The organism is Flavobacterium lacisediminis (genome assembly GCF_025909975.1).
GTDB lineage: Bacteria > Bacteroidota > Bacteroidia > Flavobacteriales > Flavobacteriaceae > Flavobacterium > Flavobacterium lacisediminis.
This window is the reverse complement of sequence record NZ_JAPCIO010000002.1, coordinates 524,901-541,200: the sequence shown is the minus strand read 5'-3', so window position 1 is coordinate 541,200 and position 16,300 is coordinate 524,901. Positions and strand designations below refer to the sequence as shown.

At 32.7% G+C, this 16,300-nt stretch carries 14 protein-coding genes; 8 read left to right on the top strand and 6 right to left on the bottom strand.

Translation table 11 applies throughout. From position 1 onward, the window contains the following. The first annotated feature begins 555 nt into the window (after nt 1-555). The 5 genes from thrS (at nt 556) to OJ995_RS05105 (ending at nt 4,368) form a co-directional block, all read left to right on the top strand. Nucleotides 556-2,496: a threonine--tRNA ligase gene (thrS, locus tag OJ995_RS05125; RefSeq protein ID WP_264368434.1), complete on the top strand. Its 1,941-nt coding sequence runs from the start codon at nt 556-558 to the stop codon at nt 2,494-2,496. Nucleotides 2,497-2,524: 28 nt separating this feature from the next. Then, nucleotides 2,525-3,076: a translation initiation factor IF-3 gene (infC, locus tag OJ995_RS05120; protein ID WP_199757207.1), complete on the top strand. Its 552-nt coding sequence runs from the start codon at nt 2,525-2,527 to the stop codon at nt 3,074-3,076. A gap of 64 nt (nt 3,077-3,140) precedes the next feature. Further along, nucleotides 3,141-3,338, top strand: a complete 198-nt coding sequence (rpmI, locus tag OJ995_RS05115) for a 50S ribosomal protein L35 (protein ID WP_194097101.1) — start codon at nt 3,141-3,143, stop codon at nt 3,336-3,338. Nucleotides 3,339-3,455: 117 nt separating this feature from the next. Further along, nucleotides 3,456-3,800, top strand: a complete 345-nt coding sequence (gene rplT / locus OJ995_RS05110) for a 50S ribosomal protein L20 (protein WP_133610711.1) — start codon at nt 3,456-3,458, stop codon at nt 3,798-3,800. Between the two features lie 139 nt (nt 3,801-3,939). Then, nucleotides 3,940-4,368: a hypothetical protein gene (locus OJ995_RS05105; protein ID WP_264368433.1), complete on the top strand. Its 429-nt coding sequence runs from the start codon at nt 3,940-3,942 to the stop codon at nt 4,366-4,368. A gap of 92 nt (nt 4,369-4,460) precedes the next feature. Here OJ995_RS05105 and OJ995_RS05100 read toward each other — a convergent pair whose 3' ends face one another. Next, a complete protein-coding gene (locus OJ995_RS05100) occupies nt 4,461-4,829 on the bottom strand; it encodes a hypothetical protein (protein ID WP_264368432.1) in 369 nt (122 codons plus the stop codon). Between the two features lie 167 nt (nt 4,830-4,996). Between OJ995_RS05100 and rlmF the strand changes: the two genes are divergently transcribed. Then, nucleotides 4,997-5,914, top strand: coding sequence for a 23S rRNA (adenine(1618)-N(6))-methyltransferase RlmF (gene rlmF, locus OJ995_RS05095; RefSeq protein ID WP_264368431.1), 918 nt, complete (start codon nt 4,997-4,999; stop codon nt 5,912-5,914). Nucleotides 5,915-5,977: 63 nt separating this feature from the next. On the opposite strand, the gene OJ995_RS05090 is transcribed toward rlmF, so the two are convergent. Together OJ995_RS05090 and OJ995_RS05085 are read right to left on the bottom strand one after the other, a co-directional pair. Then, nucleotides 5,978-6,823: an isoaspartyl peptidase/L-asparaginase gene (locus OJ995_RS05090; RefSeq protein WP_264368430.1), complete on the bottom strand. Its 846-nt coding sequence runs from the start codon at nt 6,821-6,823 to the stop codon at nt 5,978-5,980. 86 nt (nt 6,824-6,909) lie between these two features. After that, nucleotides 6,910-7,782, bottom strand: a complete 873-nt coding sequence (locus OJ995_RS05085) for a cyanophycinase (RefSeq protein ID WP_264368429.1) — start codon at nt 7,780-7,782, stop codon at nt 6,910-6,912. A gap of 236 nt (nt 7,783-8,018) precedes the next feature. Here OJ995_RS05085 and cphA point away from each other — a divergent pair, with 236 nt between their 5' ends. Both cphA and OJ995_RS05075 read left to right on the top strand, forming a co-directional pair. Beyond that, nucleotides 8,019-10,637, top strand: coding sequence for a cyanophycin synthetase (gene cphA, locus OJ995_RS05080; protein WP_264368428.1), 2,619 nt, complete (start codon nt 8,019-8,021; stop codon nt 10,635-10,637). A gap of 85 nt (nt 10,638-10,722) precedes the next feature. After that, a complete protein-coding gene (locus OJ995_RS05075; RefSeq protein WP_264368427.1) occupies nt 10,723-11,181 on the top strand; it encodes a DUF1569 domain-containing protein in 459 nt (152 codons plus the stop codon). A 299-nt stretch (nt 11,182-11,480) separates the two neighbouring features. On the opposite strand, the gene OJ995_RS05070 is transcribed toward OJ995_RS05075, so the two are convergent. The 3 genes from OJ995_RS05070 to OJ995_RS05060 all read right to left on the bottom strand — a co-directional run bounded on the left by OJ995_RS05070 (nt 11,481) and on the right by OJ995_RS05060 (nt 16,247). After that, nucleotides 11,481-13,793 carry an RCC1 domain-containing protein gene (locus OJ995_RS05070; protein ID WP_264368426.1) on the bottom strand — a complete coding sequence of 771 codons (2,313 nt, stop codon included), beginning with the start codon at nt 13,791-13,793 and terminating at the stop codon, nt 11,481-11,483. A gap of 96 nt (nt 13,794-13,889) precedes the next feature. Beyond that, nucleotides 13,890-14,543 (bottom strand): LytR/AlgR family response regulator transcription factor, encoded by a 654-nt coding sequence (locus OJ995_RS05065; RefSeq protein ID WP_264368425.1) that lies wholly within the window; start codon nt 14,541-14,543, stop codon nt 13,890-13,892. Nucleotides 14,544-14,549: 6 nt separating this feature from the next. Further along, nucleotides 14,550-16,247 carry a tetratricopeptide repeat-containing sensor histidine kinase gene (locus OJ995_RS05060; RefSeq protein ID WP_264368424.1) on the bottom strand — a complete coding sequence of 566 codons (1,698 nt, stop codon included), beginning with the start codon at nt 16,245-16,247 and terminating at the stop codon, nt 14,550-14,552. Nucleotides 16,248-16,300 lie beyond the last annotated feature (53 nt).

Below are 16,300 nucleotides of genomic sequence, written 5' to 3'. Positions count from 1 at the left end.
TTCTTAACTCTCTGATAACAAGGATTTAATATAGAAAAGTTTTTTTAGGGGTTTGCCGCAAGGAACACGAAGGTGGCGTAATGGTCGCGAAGGGGATTGTTTTAATGTTTTGTTTTATACTATATATATGTATAGTTTCAGGTTGTGGGCTTAACTGCGTTAAGCGGTAGCCTGCTGCGCAGGAGATTTAGCTTCGCTGAACTGACGTTTCTATTCGGCGGAATGACAAAAGCAAGTTCAAGAACAAAGGCAAGAACAAGTGCAAAGTGTTGCTCGCGTTGTGAGCCAGTGGAATAGTTATCTGAAATAGGAGACGTCTTGTCTAGCCCCGATGGGAGTGGAAACCCTTTTTCTTTTTTGTTGCCTTCGAGAACCTCAGGCTACAAAAAAGAAAACCTCAGGAAACAAAAAAGAAAAAGATTGTAGCGGACAGCGGGACAAATAGTCTTTATGGAATGTAAAACGTGTGCTTCAAATCTTTTTTAACATTATACCTTATATATATTGTATGGATTTTATTAATGGTTTATATTTGCACCTTATAAATTTTAAAAAATGATAAAAGTTAATTTACCCGACGGGTCGGTTAAGGAGATGGCTCAAGGAGTTACTCCAATGGATGTTGCGAAAAGCATTAGTGAAGGTTTGGCTAGAAATGTAATTTCAGCTTCCTATAATGGTACCACTATTGAAACGACGACGACCTTAACGACGGACGGTACACTTATATTATATACTTGGAATGACAAAGAAGGTAAGAAAGCTTTTTGGCATTCGACTTCGCACGTGATGGCGCAAGCTTTGGAAGAATTATTTCCAGGCATCAAATTAACACTTGGACCTGCAATTGATAATGGTTTTTATTACGATGTGGATTTTGGTGATAAAAAAATTACAGATGCCGATTTCAAAAAGATTGAAGACCGTGTGTTAGAAATTTCGAGAGAGAAACATGAGTTTAAAATGCGTCCGGTTTCAAAAGCGGAAGCATTGGAGGTTTATAAAAATAACGAGTACAAAACAGAATTAATTTCAAACTTAGAAGACGGAACCATTACGTTCTGTGATCATTCGAACTTCTTTGATTTGTGTCGTGGTGGTCATATTCCGAATACGGGTATTATCAAAGCGATGAAAATTTTATCGGTTGCTGGTGCTTACTGGAGAGGCGATGAGAAAAACAAACAGTTAACTCGTGTTTACGGTATTTCGTTCCCGAAACAAAAAGACTTAACGGATTACCTTGAATTATTAGAAGAAGCAAAGCGTCGCGATCATAGAAAATTAGGAAAAGAATTGGATTTATTCCATTTCTCAGCAAAAGTAGGTCAAGGTTTACCATTATGGTTACCAAAAGGAGCTGCTTTGCGCGATAGATTAGAGCAATTCTTGAAAAAAGCACAGAAAAAAGCTGGTTACGAGCAAGTAGTTACGCCTCATATTGGGATGAAAGACTTGTATGTGACTTCTGGACACTATGCTAAATACGGTGCGGATAGTTTCCAACCGATTCATACGCCGGCGGAAGGTGAAGAGTTTTTATTAAAACCAATGAACTGCCCACATCACTGTGAGATTTATAATGCAAGACCTTGGTCGTACAAAGATTTACCAAAGCGTTATGCTGAATTTGGAACAGTTTATCGTTACGAGCAATCGGGTGAATTACATGGATTGACTCGTGTTAGAGGATTTACTCAGGATGATGCGCATATTTTCTGTACGCCTGATCAATTGGATGCGGAGTTCAAAAATGTTATCGACTTAGTATTGTATGTTTTTGGTTCGTTAGGATTTGAAAACTTTACGGCTCAGGTTTCGGTTCGTGATTTAGATAATCCAGATAAATATATAGGTAGCGTTGAAAACTGGGAAAAAGCAGAAAATGCAATTATCAGTGCAGCGAAAGACAAAGGATTAAATTATGTGATTGAATCTGGTGAAGCGGCTTTCTATGGTCCGAAATTGGATTTCATGGTAAAAGATGCTTTAGGCAGAAGTTGGCAATTAGGAACTATTCAGGTAGATTACAACTTACCAGAACGTTTTGAATTGTCTTATAAAGGTGCAGATGACAAGTTACATCGCCCTGTTATGATTCACCGAGCGCCATTTGGTTCGATGGAACGTTTTATCGCAATTTTATTGGAACACACGGCAGGAAATTTCCCAATTTGGTTGATGCCAGAGCAAGCTATAATCTTGTCTTTGAGTGAGAAATATGAAAATTATGCGAAAAAAGTTTTAGATTTGCTAGAAAATCACGAAATTCGCGCCCTAATTGACAACCGAAATGAAACAATCGGGAAGAAAATTAGAGAAGCGGAGATGAACAAATATCCGTTTATGCTGATTGTTGGCGAGGAAGAAGAGAAAAACGGAACGATTTCTGTGAGACAACGCGGACAAGAAGGAAAAGGAAATATATCGGTTACTATTGAGCAATTTGCTGCAATGATAAACGAAGAAATCAATAAAACATTAAAACAATTTTAAGTTTAACTAAAATTTTACAGCCATAGCAATTAGAAACAACAGAGGTTTTCAACCTCGCGAAGAGAAAAAAGCAGCACACCGCATCAACAATTTGATTCGTGTTCCTGAAGTACGTTTAGTAGGCGAAAATATTGAGCCTGGAGTTTACAAAATAGCGGAAGCCCTTCGCTTAGCTGAAGAGCAGGAAGTTGATTTGGTAGAAATCTCTCCAAATGCTGAACCACCGGTTTGTAAGTTGATGGATTATGGTAAATTTTTGTACCAACAAAAGAAGAGAGATAAAGAACTTAAAGCTAAGTCAACTCAAATCGTTGTAAAGGAGATTCGTTTTGGACCTCAAACTGATGAGCATGATTATGAATTTAAGAAAAAGAATGCCCTTAAATTTTTACAAGATGGTGCTAAATTAAAAGCATTTGTATTCTTTAAAGGACGTTCGATTATCTACAAAGAGCAAGGACAAATTTTGTTATTACGTTTGGCTCAAGAATTGGAAGAGTTTGGAAAAGTAGAAGCGATGCCAGTTTTAGAAGGAAAACGTATGATTATGTACATTGCTCCGAAGAAAAAAGGAAAATAAGAGATTGCCCAGCAAACTCTTTTGAAAAATAATAAGTAAGATAGATTATAAATACAGGAAGAAAATGCCTAAAATGAAAACGAAATCTAGTGCTAAGAAACGATTCAAAGTTACTGGTTCTGGAAAGATCAAAAGAAAACACGCTTTTAAAAGTCACATTTTGACTAAAAAATCTAAAAAGCGTAAATTAGCTTTAACTCACTCTACATTGGTTCACCCAACAGATGAGAGAAGCATTAAACAACAATTAAATTTAATTTAATCGTTGTTGGTTAAAACAATTTAGTAACCCTGGAGTGGGCTGTTTTGAATTCAGAATTTTGAGTTTAGAATTTAGAAGAATCGAAAGATCGCCTTACTGCAAAAAACATTTAAAATTATGCCAAGAGCAACAAATTCAGTAGCTACAAAAGCTAGAAAAAAAAGAGTATTAAAACAAGCCAAAGGTTTCTTTGGAAGACGTAAAAACGTTTGGACTGTAGCTAAAAACGCGGTAGAAAAAGCAATGTGCTATGCTTACCGTGATAGAAAACAAAACAAAAGAAATTTCCGTGCTTTATGGATTACGCGTATCAATGCTGGTGCACGTTTACATGGTATGAGTTATTCTCAATTTATGGGGAAAGCAAAAGCTAACAATATCGAATTGAACCGTAAAGTTCTTGCTGATTTAGCTATGAATCACCCAGCTGCTTTCACAGCTATCGTTAACAAAATTAAATAATTACGTCTAACTCAGTTTATCTTACTTATATATTAAACCCCGATTTTTATCGGGGTTTTTTATTTTTAAAAATACGTCAGATGCCTTATTCTTAAACACAAATAGATAAATTAATTTTGATAAACTAACTTTTACAATTATGAAAACATTTATCAAAATTCTATTTGTTCTAATCTTGGCAAATACACAACATTCATTTTCACAATCATTTCCTATTAATATTGCAGACAATGTTGAAGAATGGGGCTCTCCAATAAATTGCGAGTTCAATGGCTACAAAATGACAGTTAGAGTGAAATTAAACAAACACATGGGAACTACTTGTTTCTATGATGTAGAATTCACTAACAATTCAACCAAGAATTTTAATGGCTTCGCTGGGATTAACCGACCAGATGACAATACCGTTTACAGACACAATGCGGTACAATTAAAATTAAAACCAGGAGAATCGGTAACCTATTTGAATGTAGAAAAAAGAGAATGCAAATTAAGCCTTTCTAAAAAAAGAGATCAAGTAAAAATTTGTAGGGATTGTAATCCGTATATAGCATTTATTCTTGATTAATAAATAAGAAACCCCAATTTTTATCGGGGTTTTATTATTGGTTTTATTTGATTGTGGGCACGGAATGCAATTCCGAGCAATCAGGTTGCTAATTAATGCTCCCATTTATCTAATTTAATATTTTTTACAAGCGAATCATTTGTCATTTCTATTAAAAGTGTCTTTCCAGCAACTGGGTCAATGTTCCATCCATAATCAACCATAATCTCATACGCAACAGTATTTTGTTTTATATCTGAATAGTTTTCAGGCTTCCCTAGAAGATCAATCAGTTCTTTATAAGTCATTCCTTCTTGCAAATGATTCTCTATTAAGTCCGCAACCATACTTTCTCTGTTTGAATACGTAATATCGTCTCTTAAATTCCAAGTAGACTTATCAAACTGTTTTTCTTTTTTTCCGCAAGATGCAAGAAATAACAAAATAGGAAGTATTATAAAATTCAATCTAATATTCTTCATTTATTATCATAATAATTGTTCTAGTCTTCCTGTTAGCTAGTTTTCTCATAGCTTACACATAACTTTATTTGTAAAATCAAATATAAACAACTTTTATTATTAATTATAATTATTAGATAATAGCCTTACTAAAGAATTCAATACCTTTACACTTTAAAAATAATACTTTGAATACGACCAAAACCATCACAGGCTTTCATCCGAAAAACAAACATCACGGCAATTACGATTTTAAAACTTTAATCCAATCCAATCCTGATTTAACTCCATTTGTTAGCATAAATCAATATGGAACCGAAACGATTGATTTTGCAAATCCTGATGCGGTAAAAATGTTGAACAAAGCGTTGTTATTGCATTATTATGGTTTGAAAAATTGGGATATCCCAAAAGGTTTTCTTTGTCCGCCTATTCCTGGACGAGCAGAGTATATTCACCAAGTTGCCGATATTTTAGAAGACACGTACGGAACGATTCAAACGAAGCATAAAATTCGCATTTTAGATGTCGGAATTGGTGCGAATTGCATTTATCCAATAATTGGAGTGTCGGAATACGATTGGCGCTTTGTGGGTAGCGAAATTGACAAACAAGCTTTTGAAGCGGCTCAAGAAAACATCAATTCAAATCAGAAATTAAAAGAAAACGTTACGTTGCGATTACAAACATCCAAACGAAATATCTTTAAAAATATCATTCTTCCAGAAGACAAATTTGATATGACAATTTGCAATCCGCCATTCCATAGTTCAAAAGAAGAAGCAAATAAAGGCACGATTCGTAAAAATAAAAACTTAGGCATTGAAGATTCTAAAAAACCAACCTTAAACTTTGGTGGCGTAAATAACGAATTGTGGTGCGAAGGTGGCGAATTGACGTTCATCAGCAATATGATTTATGAAAGCGTGCATTTTAAATCGCAATGCAAATGGTTTTCTTCTTTAGTTTCAAAAAAGGATAATTTAAAACCGTTGCTTTCGCATCTTAGAAAAGTAAAAGCAACCTACCAAATTACAGAAATGAAACACGGAAACAAAGTGAGTCGAATTTTGTTTTGGACGTTTAAGGAGGAGAAGAAAGAGTAAAGAAATAGAAAACCCGAAAGTGCTGCTTTCGGGTTTTGTTTTTATGTACTGTAAAGAATGTTACTATTCAAAAACCTCTTCGTTTTCCCCATCAAAACTAGCAAAAACCATACTTGGATGCGAATCTTGATGAAAGATATTTCCTTGTTTGTCAATTCCGATGGCTCCTGCGAAACCATCATAAGGTTTTAATTCGGCAAAGGTTTTTTCGAATGCTTTTTCTATTGAAAATCCGTCGGTAACACGTGTTACAATTTTTGCTGCTGTGGCGTTACTTACGATGTCCTCACCTACTCCTGTTAAGCTTACTCCACAAAATTCATTGGCATAATTTCCTGCTACGGTTGCCGAATCTGAGATTCTTCCCGGAATTTCAAATCCTTTTCCACCGGTTGAAGTCGCTACTGCAATTTTTCCGTTATTGTCTAAAGCTACACAACCTACGGTTCCTGTTCCTAATGAAGCTAATTTGGCTTCATATTCGGCTCTTCTTTGTGGAATTTCAGTTGAAAATGGTTCGAATCCGTGTTTTCTGGCAAAATTAGTAGCTCCGCTTCCGCCTAAAATTCGGTCATCGACTTGCATTAAAACTTGTGCGACTTGAATTGGGTTTTTTACTTCTTCAATATTGATAACACCGCTCATTTTTTGCGATTCGCCATCCATTAAAGAAGCACTCATTCTGATTTTTCCATCAGATTGAATTTGGGAACCAATTCCAGCATTGAATAATTCATCGTCTTCCAACTGAGAAACCGCATACACCACCGTTTCTAAAGCCGAATGATTTTGCAAATATGCGTACGAATCTTTCACAATACGTAAAAGCGCTTGTTGTTTGGCAATTTTTGTTTCTATATTGGTTGATGATTCTGAGAAAAATCCGCCGTGAATTATAATTTTTGACATAATAGTAAATTAAAAAAGAACACAGATTAAAGAAATTTTAAATTAATATCATTTCCATAATCTGTGTTCCAAAAATATTTTAAAATTTAAACATATTGCGAAGAATGAATACTCATTTTGTGAGTATTCAAATCGAACTTATCGTATTGACTCATTACGTGTGTCACCAAGTGATTGATTGATATTGGCTGACCTAATTCCACCTGAGTTAAATTGGTGTCTTTTACTTCTCTTCCATCCACTAAAATTACTAATCCAGAACCGATGGCTTCCATTTGGCGACCATTAGTGATTAATAATCCAGTATCTTCTCCAAGACCAATTCCTAATACTTTTGGATTTCCTACCACCGCTTGAAACAAACGACCGATTCTTCCTCTTTGTACAAAATGTGTATCGATAACTACATCGTCAATCAATCCTAAACCAGAAGTAATTTTTACTTCACCTTTCAGCAAAGCTTCCGAACTACTTCCTTGGTAAATCATATTATTCGAAGCAGCAGCAGCACCTGCAGAAGTTCCAGCGTAAATAAACTCTTCGTTTCTATATTTCGAAATTAGCAAATCATCAAAAGGCGTTCCTCCTAAAATAGAAGTTAAACGCAATTGATCTCCACCTGTAAACATTACCACATCAGCTGCTTTTAATCTTTCTAGGATTTCAGGGTCGTTAGCTTGTTCTCTTTTCTCAATATATAAAACATCTACATTGTGAGCGCCTAAATAACTGAAGGCTTTTACGTATTCTGGGCCAATTTCTCTCGGGATTTTTGAAGCTGTTGTAATAACTTCAATTCGAGATTCCTCTTTATTTTTTGATTCTTTAATGATTCGTTTTAAGATTCCTGTTTCGAAAAAATTCAAATTCTTTGAAGCATCTTTATCCAAATTGGTTTCTGTAAAACTTCCTTTATCTACAGCACCACCAATGATTATTAATTTTCCTTGTATTTCCATGCCGTAAAAATAACTATTTCTTAATACTACACAAATCAAATTGAGATAAAGAAATGAAACTTTTTACTGATTTTTCAAGAAAACTAAAAGATTACCCGTAAATTCTTACCAAATCAAAAACGAAGTACAACAAAAGCTAAAATTTGATAATTTTATTCAAAAAGTATCGCACTATAATATTATTTTTCTATTTTTAACAAAATCATTATCCATTTAAAATACAACTTTCAATTTTTATGAAAATATTAAAAATACAAGCCCTTAGAGGTCCGAACATTTGGAGCGTTCAACGAAAAAAATTAATTCAAATGCGATTAGATTTGGAAGAAATGGAACAATTTCCTACCAATAAAATCGAAGGATTTAGAGAGCGAATCGAAGCTATGTTCCCAACTATGATTGAACATCGCTGTTCAGAAGGTTGTAGAGGTGGTTTCTTTTCACGTGTTGAAAGAGGCACTTGGATGGGACATGTTATTGAACATATTGCCCTTGAAATCCAAACCTTAGCCGGAATGGAAACAGGTTTTGGAAGAACCAGAGAAACTAAAACACCAGGTGTTTACAATGTGGTTTTTAGTTATACGGAAGAAAACGTAGGTTTATTTGCAGCTGAAAGTGCAGTTGCTATTGCTGAATCATTAATTGCAGGAACTGAATATGATGTGGAAGCGGATATTCAAAAAATGCGTGAAATTCGTGAACGTGTTCGCCTTGGTCCTTCAACTGGAAGTATTGTAGAAGAAGCCGTTGCAAGAGATATTCCTTGGATTCGTTTAGGAACTAATTCACTCGTACAATTAGGTTACGGTGTAAATCAAATGCGTTTTCAGGCGACAATTACTTGTAAGACGAGTAACATTGCTGTAGATATTGCTTGTAATAAGGAAGAAACTAAGCGAATGTTAGAGTTGGCTTCGATTCCTGTGGCAAGTGGTGGTATTTGTGTTGATGAAGAAGATTTAGAAAATGTAATCAAGAAAATTGGTTACCCAATTGTAATCAAACCTTTAGATGGAAATCATGGAAAAGGAGCTTCTATCAATGTAAAAAAATGGGAAGATGCTGTTGCTGGATTAGCTTACGCAAAAAATTATAGCCGAAGAGTTATCGTAGAAAAATTCATTACCGGTTTTGATTTCCGTGTGTTGATTATTGATAATAAATTAGTAGCTGCTGCTAAAAGAGAACCAGCTCACGTTAAAGGAGATGGAACACATACGATTCAACAATTAATTGAAGAAACCAATAAAGATCCAAGACGTGGTTACGGACATGAAAATGTACTTACCCAAATTGACGTTGACCGAGATACAACCGATTTATTAGAAAAATTAGGCTATACATTAGAAACCGTTCCAAGAAAAGACGAAGTGGTTTATTTAAAATCAACTGCTAATTTAAGTACTGGTGGAACTTCGGTTGATGTAACGGATATGATGCACCCAGAAAATATTTTCCTTTGCGAACGAATTTCTCGCGTGATTGGATTGGATATTTGTGGCGTGGATATTATGGCAGAAAACTTAACACAACCGCTAAAAGAAAATGGTGGTTGTATTTTAGAGGTGAATGCAGCACCAGGTTTTAGAATGCACTTAGCTCCTTCGGAAGGTTTACCAAGAAACGTAGCTGCTCCAGTAATAGATATGTTATATCCGCCAGGAAAACCAAGTCGTATTCCAATTATTGCCGTGACTGGAACCAATGGAAAAACAACTACTACCCGATTAATTGCTCATATTGTAAAAAATAACGGATTCAAAGTTGGTTTTACTACTTCTGACGGAATTTATGTGCAAAATCACATGATGGAAAAAGGAGATACCACTGGACCTATTTCGGCAGAATATATTTTGAAAGACCCAACAGTGGAATTTGCTGTTTTAGAAACAGCTCGCGGTGGAATTTTAAGAGCAGGTTTAGGTTTTAGTCGTTGTGATATTGGTATAATCACTAACATTCAAGAAGATCATCTAGGATTGAATGATATTGATACCTTAGACGATTTGGCAAGAGTAAAAGCTACTGTAGTTAAAAGTATCAAGAAAGATGGCTGGGCTATTTTAAATGCCGAAGACGAATATTGCATGAAAATTGCAAAAGATTTAAGTTGCAATATTGCTTATTTTAGTATGGATGAAAATTCAGCTGTTGCTAAACAATTAGCTAAAGAAGGCAAAATTGTTGCGGTTTATGAAAACGGTTTCATCACAATCAAAAAAGGCGAATGGAAAATTAGAGTAGAAAGAGCTACTCACGTTCCGTTGACGTTAGGTGGAAAAGCAAAATTCATGATTGCGAATGTTTTAGCAGCCACTTTAGCAGCGTATTTACAAGGATTCAAAACCGAAGACATTAGCTTATCATTACAAACATTTATTCCAAGTGCAGCTCAAACGCCAGGAAGAATGAATATTTTCGAGTTCAAGAAATTCAAAGTATTGATTGATTTTGCTCACAATCCTGCTGGTTATCGCGGTGTGGAAGAATATTTATCTTCTGTAGAAGCTACTAAAAAAATCGGAATTATCGCTGGTGTTGGCGACCGAAGAGACGAAGATATTAAAGAATGTGCTACTATTGCCGCTCGAATGTTTGATCATATTATCATTCGTCAAGAAAAACACTTGAGAGGAAGAACAGAAGAAGAAATAAATAATCTTATTATGGAAGGAATTGCTGCAAGTGGCAAAACCGTTACACATGAAATCATTACAAAAGAAGTTGAAGCTTTAAAACACGCTATTAGTAGTGCTGAAGACGGAAGTTTTATAACCGCTTTAAGTGATGTTATTACAAATGCTATTGAAGTTGTTCAAGACTATTTAGACAAAGAAAACGAAGAAGCTTAGTAAAAGTTAATTCTTAAATATAAATCCCAAATTCCGCAAAGGTCTTTGGGATTTTTTATACTTTTATGTCAATAAAAACTACAACATGCAAAACTTACAAAACTTAATTAGCCAGTTAGAATCTAAAATCTCACAATTTGAAACTACAAATCTTACGGTTTCTGGCGGAAGTGTAGGTTGGCATATAGAACATAGTTTGAAAACGATTGACCAAATTGTTACAGCTTGTAAAAATTCGAATCCTTCAGATTATCAATGGCATTTCAATTTTAAACGCTTTTTAATTTTAACAGTTGCTAAAAAAATCCCTAGAGGAAAAGCAAAAGCGCCAAAAATTGTACGACCTGAAGGCGAAATTAATAGAGATACTCTAGCTGCAAGTGTGTCAAAAGTGAAAGAGAATTTGATTGGATGGAAAGATTTGAATAAGAATGCGAATTTCCCACATCCTTTTTTTGGGATTTTAAACAAGAAAGAAACAGAAAACTTTTTAGTGCTTCACACGAAACATCATTTGCTAATTATTAAGGACATTTTGAAATAATCAATTTAAAACATAAATGATGTTTAGTATTAGAACAATTAATACTAACAAAGTTATAATCTTGTAATTATATGTTTTAAAATAACTCAAAATATTGACTATTAATACTTTAAATTTAGCATTAATTTGAATTCAAATTTTAAAAATGTTACGAAATGCAATATTTTGTATACGAATTAAAAAAAGCCAGCAAATTGCTGGCTTTTTTTAATGTAAATAAATGAATATTCCTACTGATAATAAAAGTACATAAATAATGAAAAGCAAAATTTCTAATCTTTTATCTTCAAAAAATTTCATCATTTTTTTATTAATTTGTAAGTACTTTTATTTCCATTTAGATTCGTAACCATTAACAAATAAATTCCATTTGAATGATTGGATAAATCAAAATTTGACGAACCTAAAGCTACTTTAGAATTAAATACCTTTTTACCAATCATATCATATACTTCGACTGTGACTGCTTCTTTTGCATCTATTGTAAAAATACCATTTGAAGGATTTGGATAAATGGTTACATTATTTTCTGCAATAAAATCATCTGAACTTAAAACATACAGGCATTCTATTGCCGTCGGCACAATTTTATCTACAGTTGTTCCATCACCTAATTGTCCTACCTGATTTAATCCCCAAACCCAAAAAGAACTGTTGGATTGTAAAGCTACAGAATGATTATCCGCTGCAGCTATAGAAGACCAAGTTGTACCAGTCCCTATTTGTATTGGAATGTTTTTATTTGTGTTTGTTCCATCTCCTAATTGACCATTATTATTAAAACCCCAAGTCCATAAAGTACCATTGGTTTTTCGTGCTATTGTATGATTACCTCCAGCAGAAATTGAAGCCCAATCAGTATCCGTTCCAATTCGAATAGGAGTTAGTTTATCTGTAGTAGTGCCATCTCCTAATTGCCCATGAATATTGGCTCCAAAAGACCATAAAGAACCATCCGAAAGAATAACTAATGAATGAGCCCCTCCAAGCGATATTGCAACAACACCTAAATTGAATCTAATAACACTTCTAAAACTAGAATCAGCGACATTATTAGTATTTCCAAGTCCTAATTGTCCGTTAGCATTTAATCCAGTAACAAATGCATCAGTTCTACCATTAGTTCCCATTATAGAATGATTTTTACCTGCAGCAATTATATCTATATAAGACCTATAACCAAGCTGAAAAGGGGTAAGTTGAACTGAAGTAGTAAGCCATAATTGACCAAACGCATTATTACCCCATACATTCACTTTATTATTATGCATTCCAAGCGAATGATTTCCACCTGCAGCAATCTTAGTCCATGAAATAGATGTACCTATTTGTGTAGGTATATTTTTATCAACTGTGGTTCCATCTCCTAATTGACCATATGCATTATAACCCCATGCCCATAATGTACCATCAGATTTTAATGCAAGAGAATGGTTTTCACCGGCAGAAACCACAGACCAGTTGGTATCAGTTCCTATTTGTACCGGAATATTTTTATCGGTATTTGTACCATCTCCTAACTGACCATTGGTATTAGCTCCCCATGCCCATAAAGTCCCATCTAATTTGATTGCTAAAGTGTGATTACCATGTCCGGACGAAATTTTCGACCAACAACCATTATCAACATAAACAATTACAACTATTTCGGCTCTTGCACTTTCGCAACCATTTGCATTAGTACTTGATACCCAATAAGAAGTAGTCCCTGGATTTGTTGTACTTGGTGTTGGTGCTATTGTTGAACCCGTTCCTCCAGTTGCAGAAGTGTACCATAATAAACCTGTACCATTTGCACCCACAGTTGCTGTTAAAGCACTAGCTGTAGTTCCTTGATTATATATTACTGTTGGAGTAACTGTTGGTGGAATGGTTGCGAGAGAACCCGCTAACCAGTTAGAAGTAATTCCTGTTAATGAAAAATTGATTAATGAACCATTAAATCCATTTGAAGTTGCGTCTGTTAGTGTTGTAACTCCTACATTATTTGCAGCACCTGTTCCTTGATTAAATTTGTAATACGCTAATAAACCAGTTTCATTACCTTGTAGCTCACAATTTTTTGAAGCATTAATTTGTGTAGAAGATTTGGCAACATTCCAAATACGAACATCGTCAATATTGCCTCTTATAAATTCGCTTGCACCATTAAAAGAGCCAATTCTTACTAAATCTCCAGAAAAAATAGGTAAATTTACGTTTGCAGCTGTGCGGCTATCTTGCAGTATGCCGTCTAAATAAGTAGCGAAAATGTCATTCTTTTTCCACACAAAAGCAAGGTGGTGCCATGTATTATCCACTACACTTGGACCACAAGAAACCCCTGAAGTACCTCCATCTGTAGAAACAATAAATTGAGGATTATTGGAAGCTCCCCAACCAGCAACAATATAACCAGCCCCATTTTGAATACGAACCGCACTTTGTACATTAGTACCTTTAAACCAATACTCAATTGTTAATTCAGTACCGTTACTTAATGTGTTACCAATATTTGCTGGTAAAACAATATCATCATTAAAACCATCAAAATTTAAGTGTGTGCCTTGTTGTGAAAAAAGGGCAGCTTGTATAAAAACAAAAATAATTAATAAGTAATTTTTTACTCTCATGATTTAAAATTTACAATTATGAAACTAAAATACTTGTTTAATATATGTTTTTTTTTTTTTTGTTGTCAACTACTTAATTTTGTAGGTGAACGGTAATTACAACTCTAAATTAGTATTTCTAGAAATAGGTATTTCATACTTTTCTATAAAAACAGAAGTTGTTTTCTTTGAAGTTATTTTAATTGTATTTATAACATATGATCGATGAACTTTAATAAAGTTTGAATTGTTCAATTCTTTTAAAAAAGTATCCAACGATTTTCTAATTGTATATTTTTTTGTTGTAGTTTGTATATCAACATAAATGTTTTCACTCTTAGCAAAAAGAATTTCATTTAAATCAATTTTTATCGTTTTTGTACCATCTTTTATAACTACATAAGATGGTTTATTTTTTAGAATAGATAATTGTATGGCTGCAATTAAATCATTCTTTTTTAAGGGTTTTGTTAGATATGATTCAGGGCTAGTAGTCAATGCTTTACTCATTAATCCATGATCATTTTGACCTGTTAAAAAAATTACTTTAGCATTTTCATTTTTTTTCTCAGCAAGTTCAATACCCGAATTCAATCCGTTTAAATTAATATCCATTAATATTAAATCTGGAACAAAATTTTGCATTTCAGAAACTGCAGTTTCATAATCGTTCGCAATCGTTACAGAATTATAGTTATTTTCCTCTAAAATATCTTTTATAAATTCTGCAATAATTACATCATCTTCTACAATTAAAATCTTTGGGGCCATAAGTATTTAATTATTTTTAGTGAAAGTAAATAAAAATCCGTTTTCAGTGTCAATTTTGTAATTAATATTTAAATTTCTACAAATTTTATCAACTAATTTTGGTTTGATTATTTGATTTTTAGAGTTACTCCCATTATCAAAATATTTAAAATGAATACTATTTTCTTCATTACTAAAACATTCAAATTCTATTCTTTTAACTTTTGTGTCTTCGGTAAAAGCATGTTTGACAGAATTTATACAAAGTTCTGTAAGTAATAAACCATAATACATTGCATTATCAGGTGTAGTTGACACTTTATTAATTAAAAAATTAGTTTCAATATTATTGTTTTCAAAGACCTCGTGCAAGTTTATCACAATTTCATTAAAATATTTTTCTAAATCAATTTTTGAAACATCATTACTTTTATACAAATGTTTATGTAAAGTTGCAATAGACTCAATTTTTGCTAAAATATTATTAATTATAACTTGTTCATTTAATGGCATTTTTTTCAATTGCTCTGAAATTAAAATAATAATTAACTGAAGGTTATTGTTAATTCTGTGATTAGCCTCGCTTAATAAAAATTCATTTTCATTTGATAAGTTTTCTAATTGCTTATTATATTTGTTTATTTTCCTGTAGTAATAAACTAGTGTAAAAACAGCTAAAAGTGTAATTAAGAAAGTAATACTTAATAAAAGAGTTGTTTTTTTATTATTTTCTAATTCATTATTTTTTAAAATAATTTCATTTTCTTTCTTTTTTAATTCATTCTCTTTTATTGAAAGATTGTATTTTTTCTCTATTTCAAGCGTTTTTGCTAATAGATTTTCGTGGATTAGTTTTCTTTCAAAAATCATTGCTTTATCATAACTATCAAAAGCTTTTTTGAATTGTTTTTTTTGATAATAAAAACCTTTTAATAATTGATTATAAATATAAATATGATATTCACTCCCTACTTTGTTAGCAATTTCTTCACCTTTTAATAGATAATCAATTGCTGTATCCAATTGATTTAATTGAGAAGAAACCCTGCTGATGTTGACTATTATATCTAATTGAGGGTCTATTACATCATATTTAAGTGCTAATTTAAAGGCTTGTTTATACTCTTCTAAACAAGATTTTAAATCATGCTTTTTAAATACAAACTCATTTAAAGCTGCAATCTCATTGTAACTATAAACTACTATTTCTTTGTTTTTAATTTTATATTCTAAATCAAGTACTTTTTTTGAATATTTTAGAGCATTATTTTTATCAAAATACATTGATTCTATTGCAGCTCTACGGTTATAATAATAGGCTAAAATATCTATTGAAATATTATTTATGTCAATATTTTTTTTAGCTTCATCAATAAATTTTTTAGATTGTTTGGGCAAATCATTAAATCGAAAAACTTCAGCCATCGAAGAATAAATGTATACTAAACTATCACGTTTTTTATTTTTTTTGAAATATTTTTCTGCTTTAATGTAATAATATATAGCACTATCAGATTCGTTTCTTTTTTTTAAAACCTTAGCATATTCTAAGTATAGACTAATTCTTCTTTCCTCTGTCGTTTCTATCTCTTTTTTAATTTGAAAATTTAATTTTTTATAAATCGAATCTGTTTTGTTTTTATAATAAGATTCATATGAAACCTTACTTTGCGATTGAGAAAACACAAAATTTGAAAAAAAAACAAGCAAAATAATATATCTCATAATTATAGCAAACCTTTTTAAGAGGTGAAAAAAATTAAAATTCTACCCTAAAT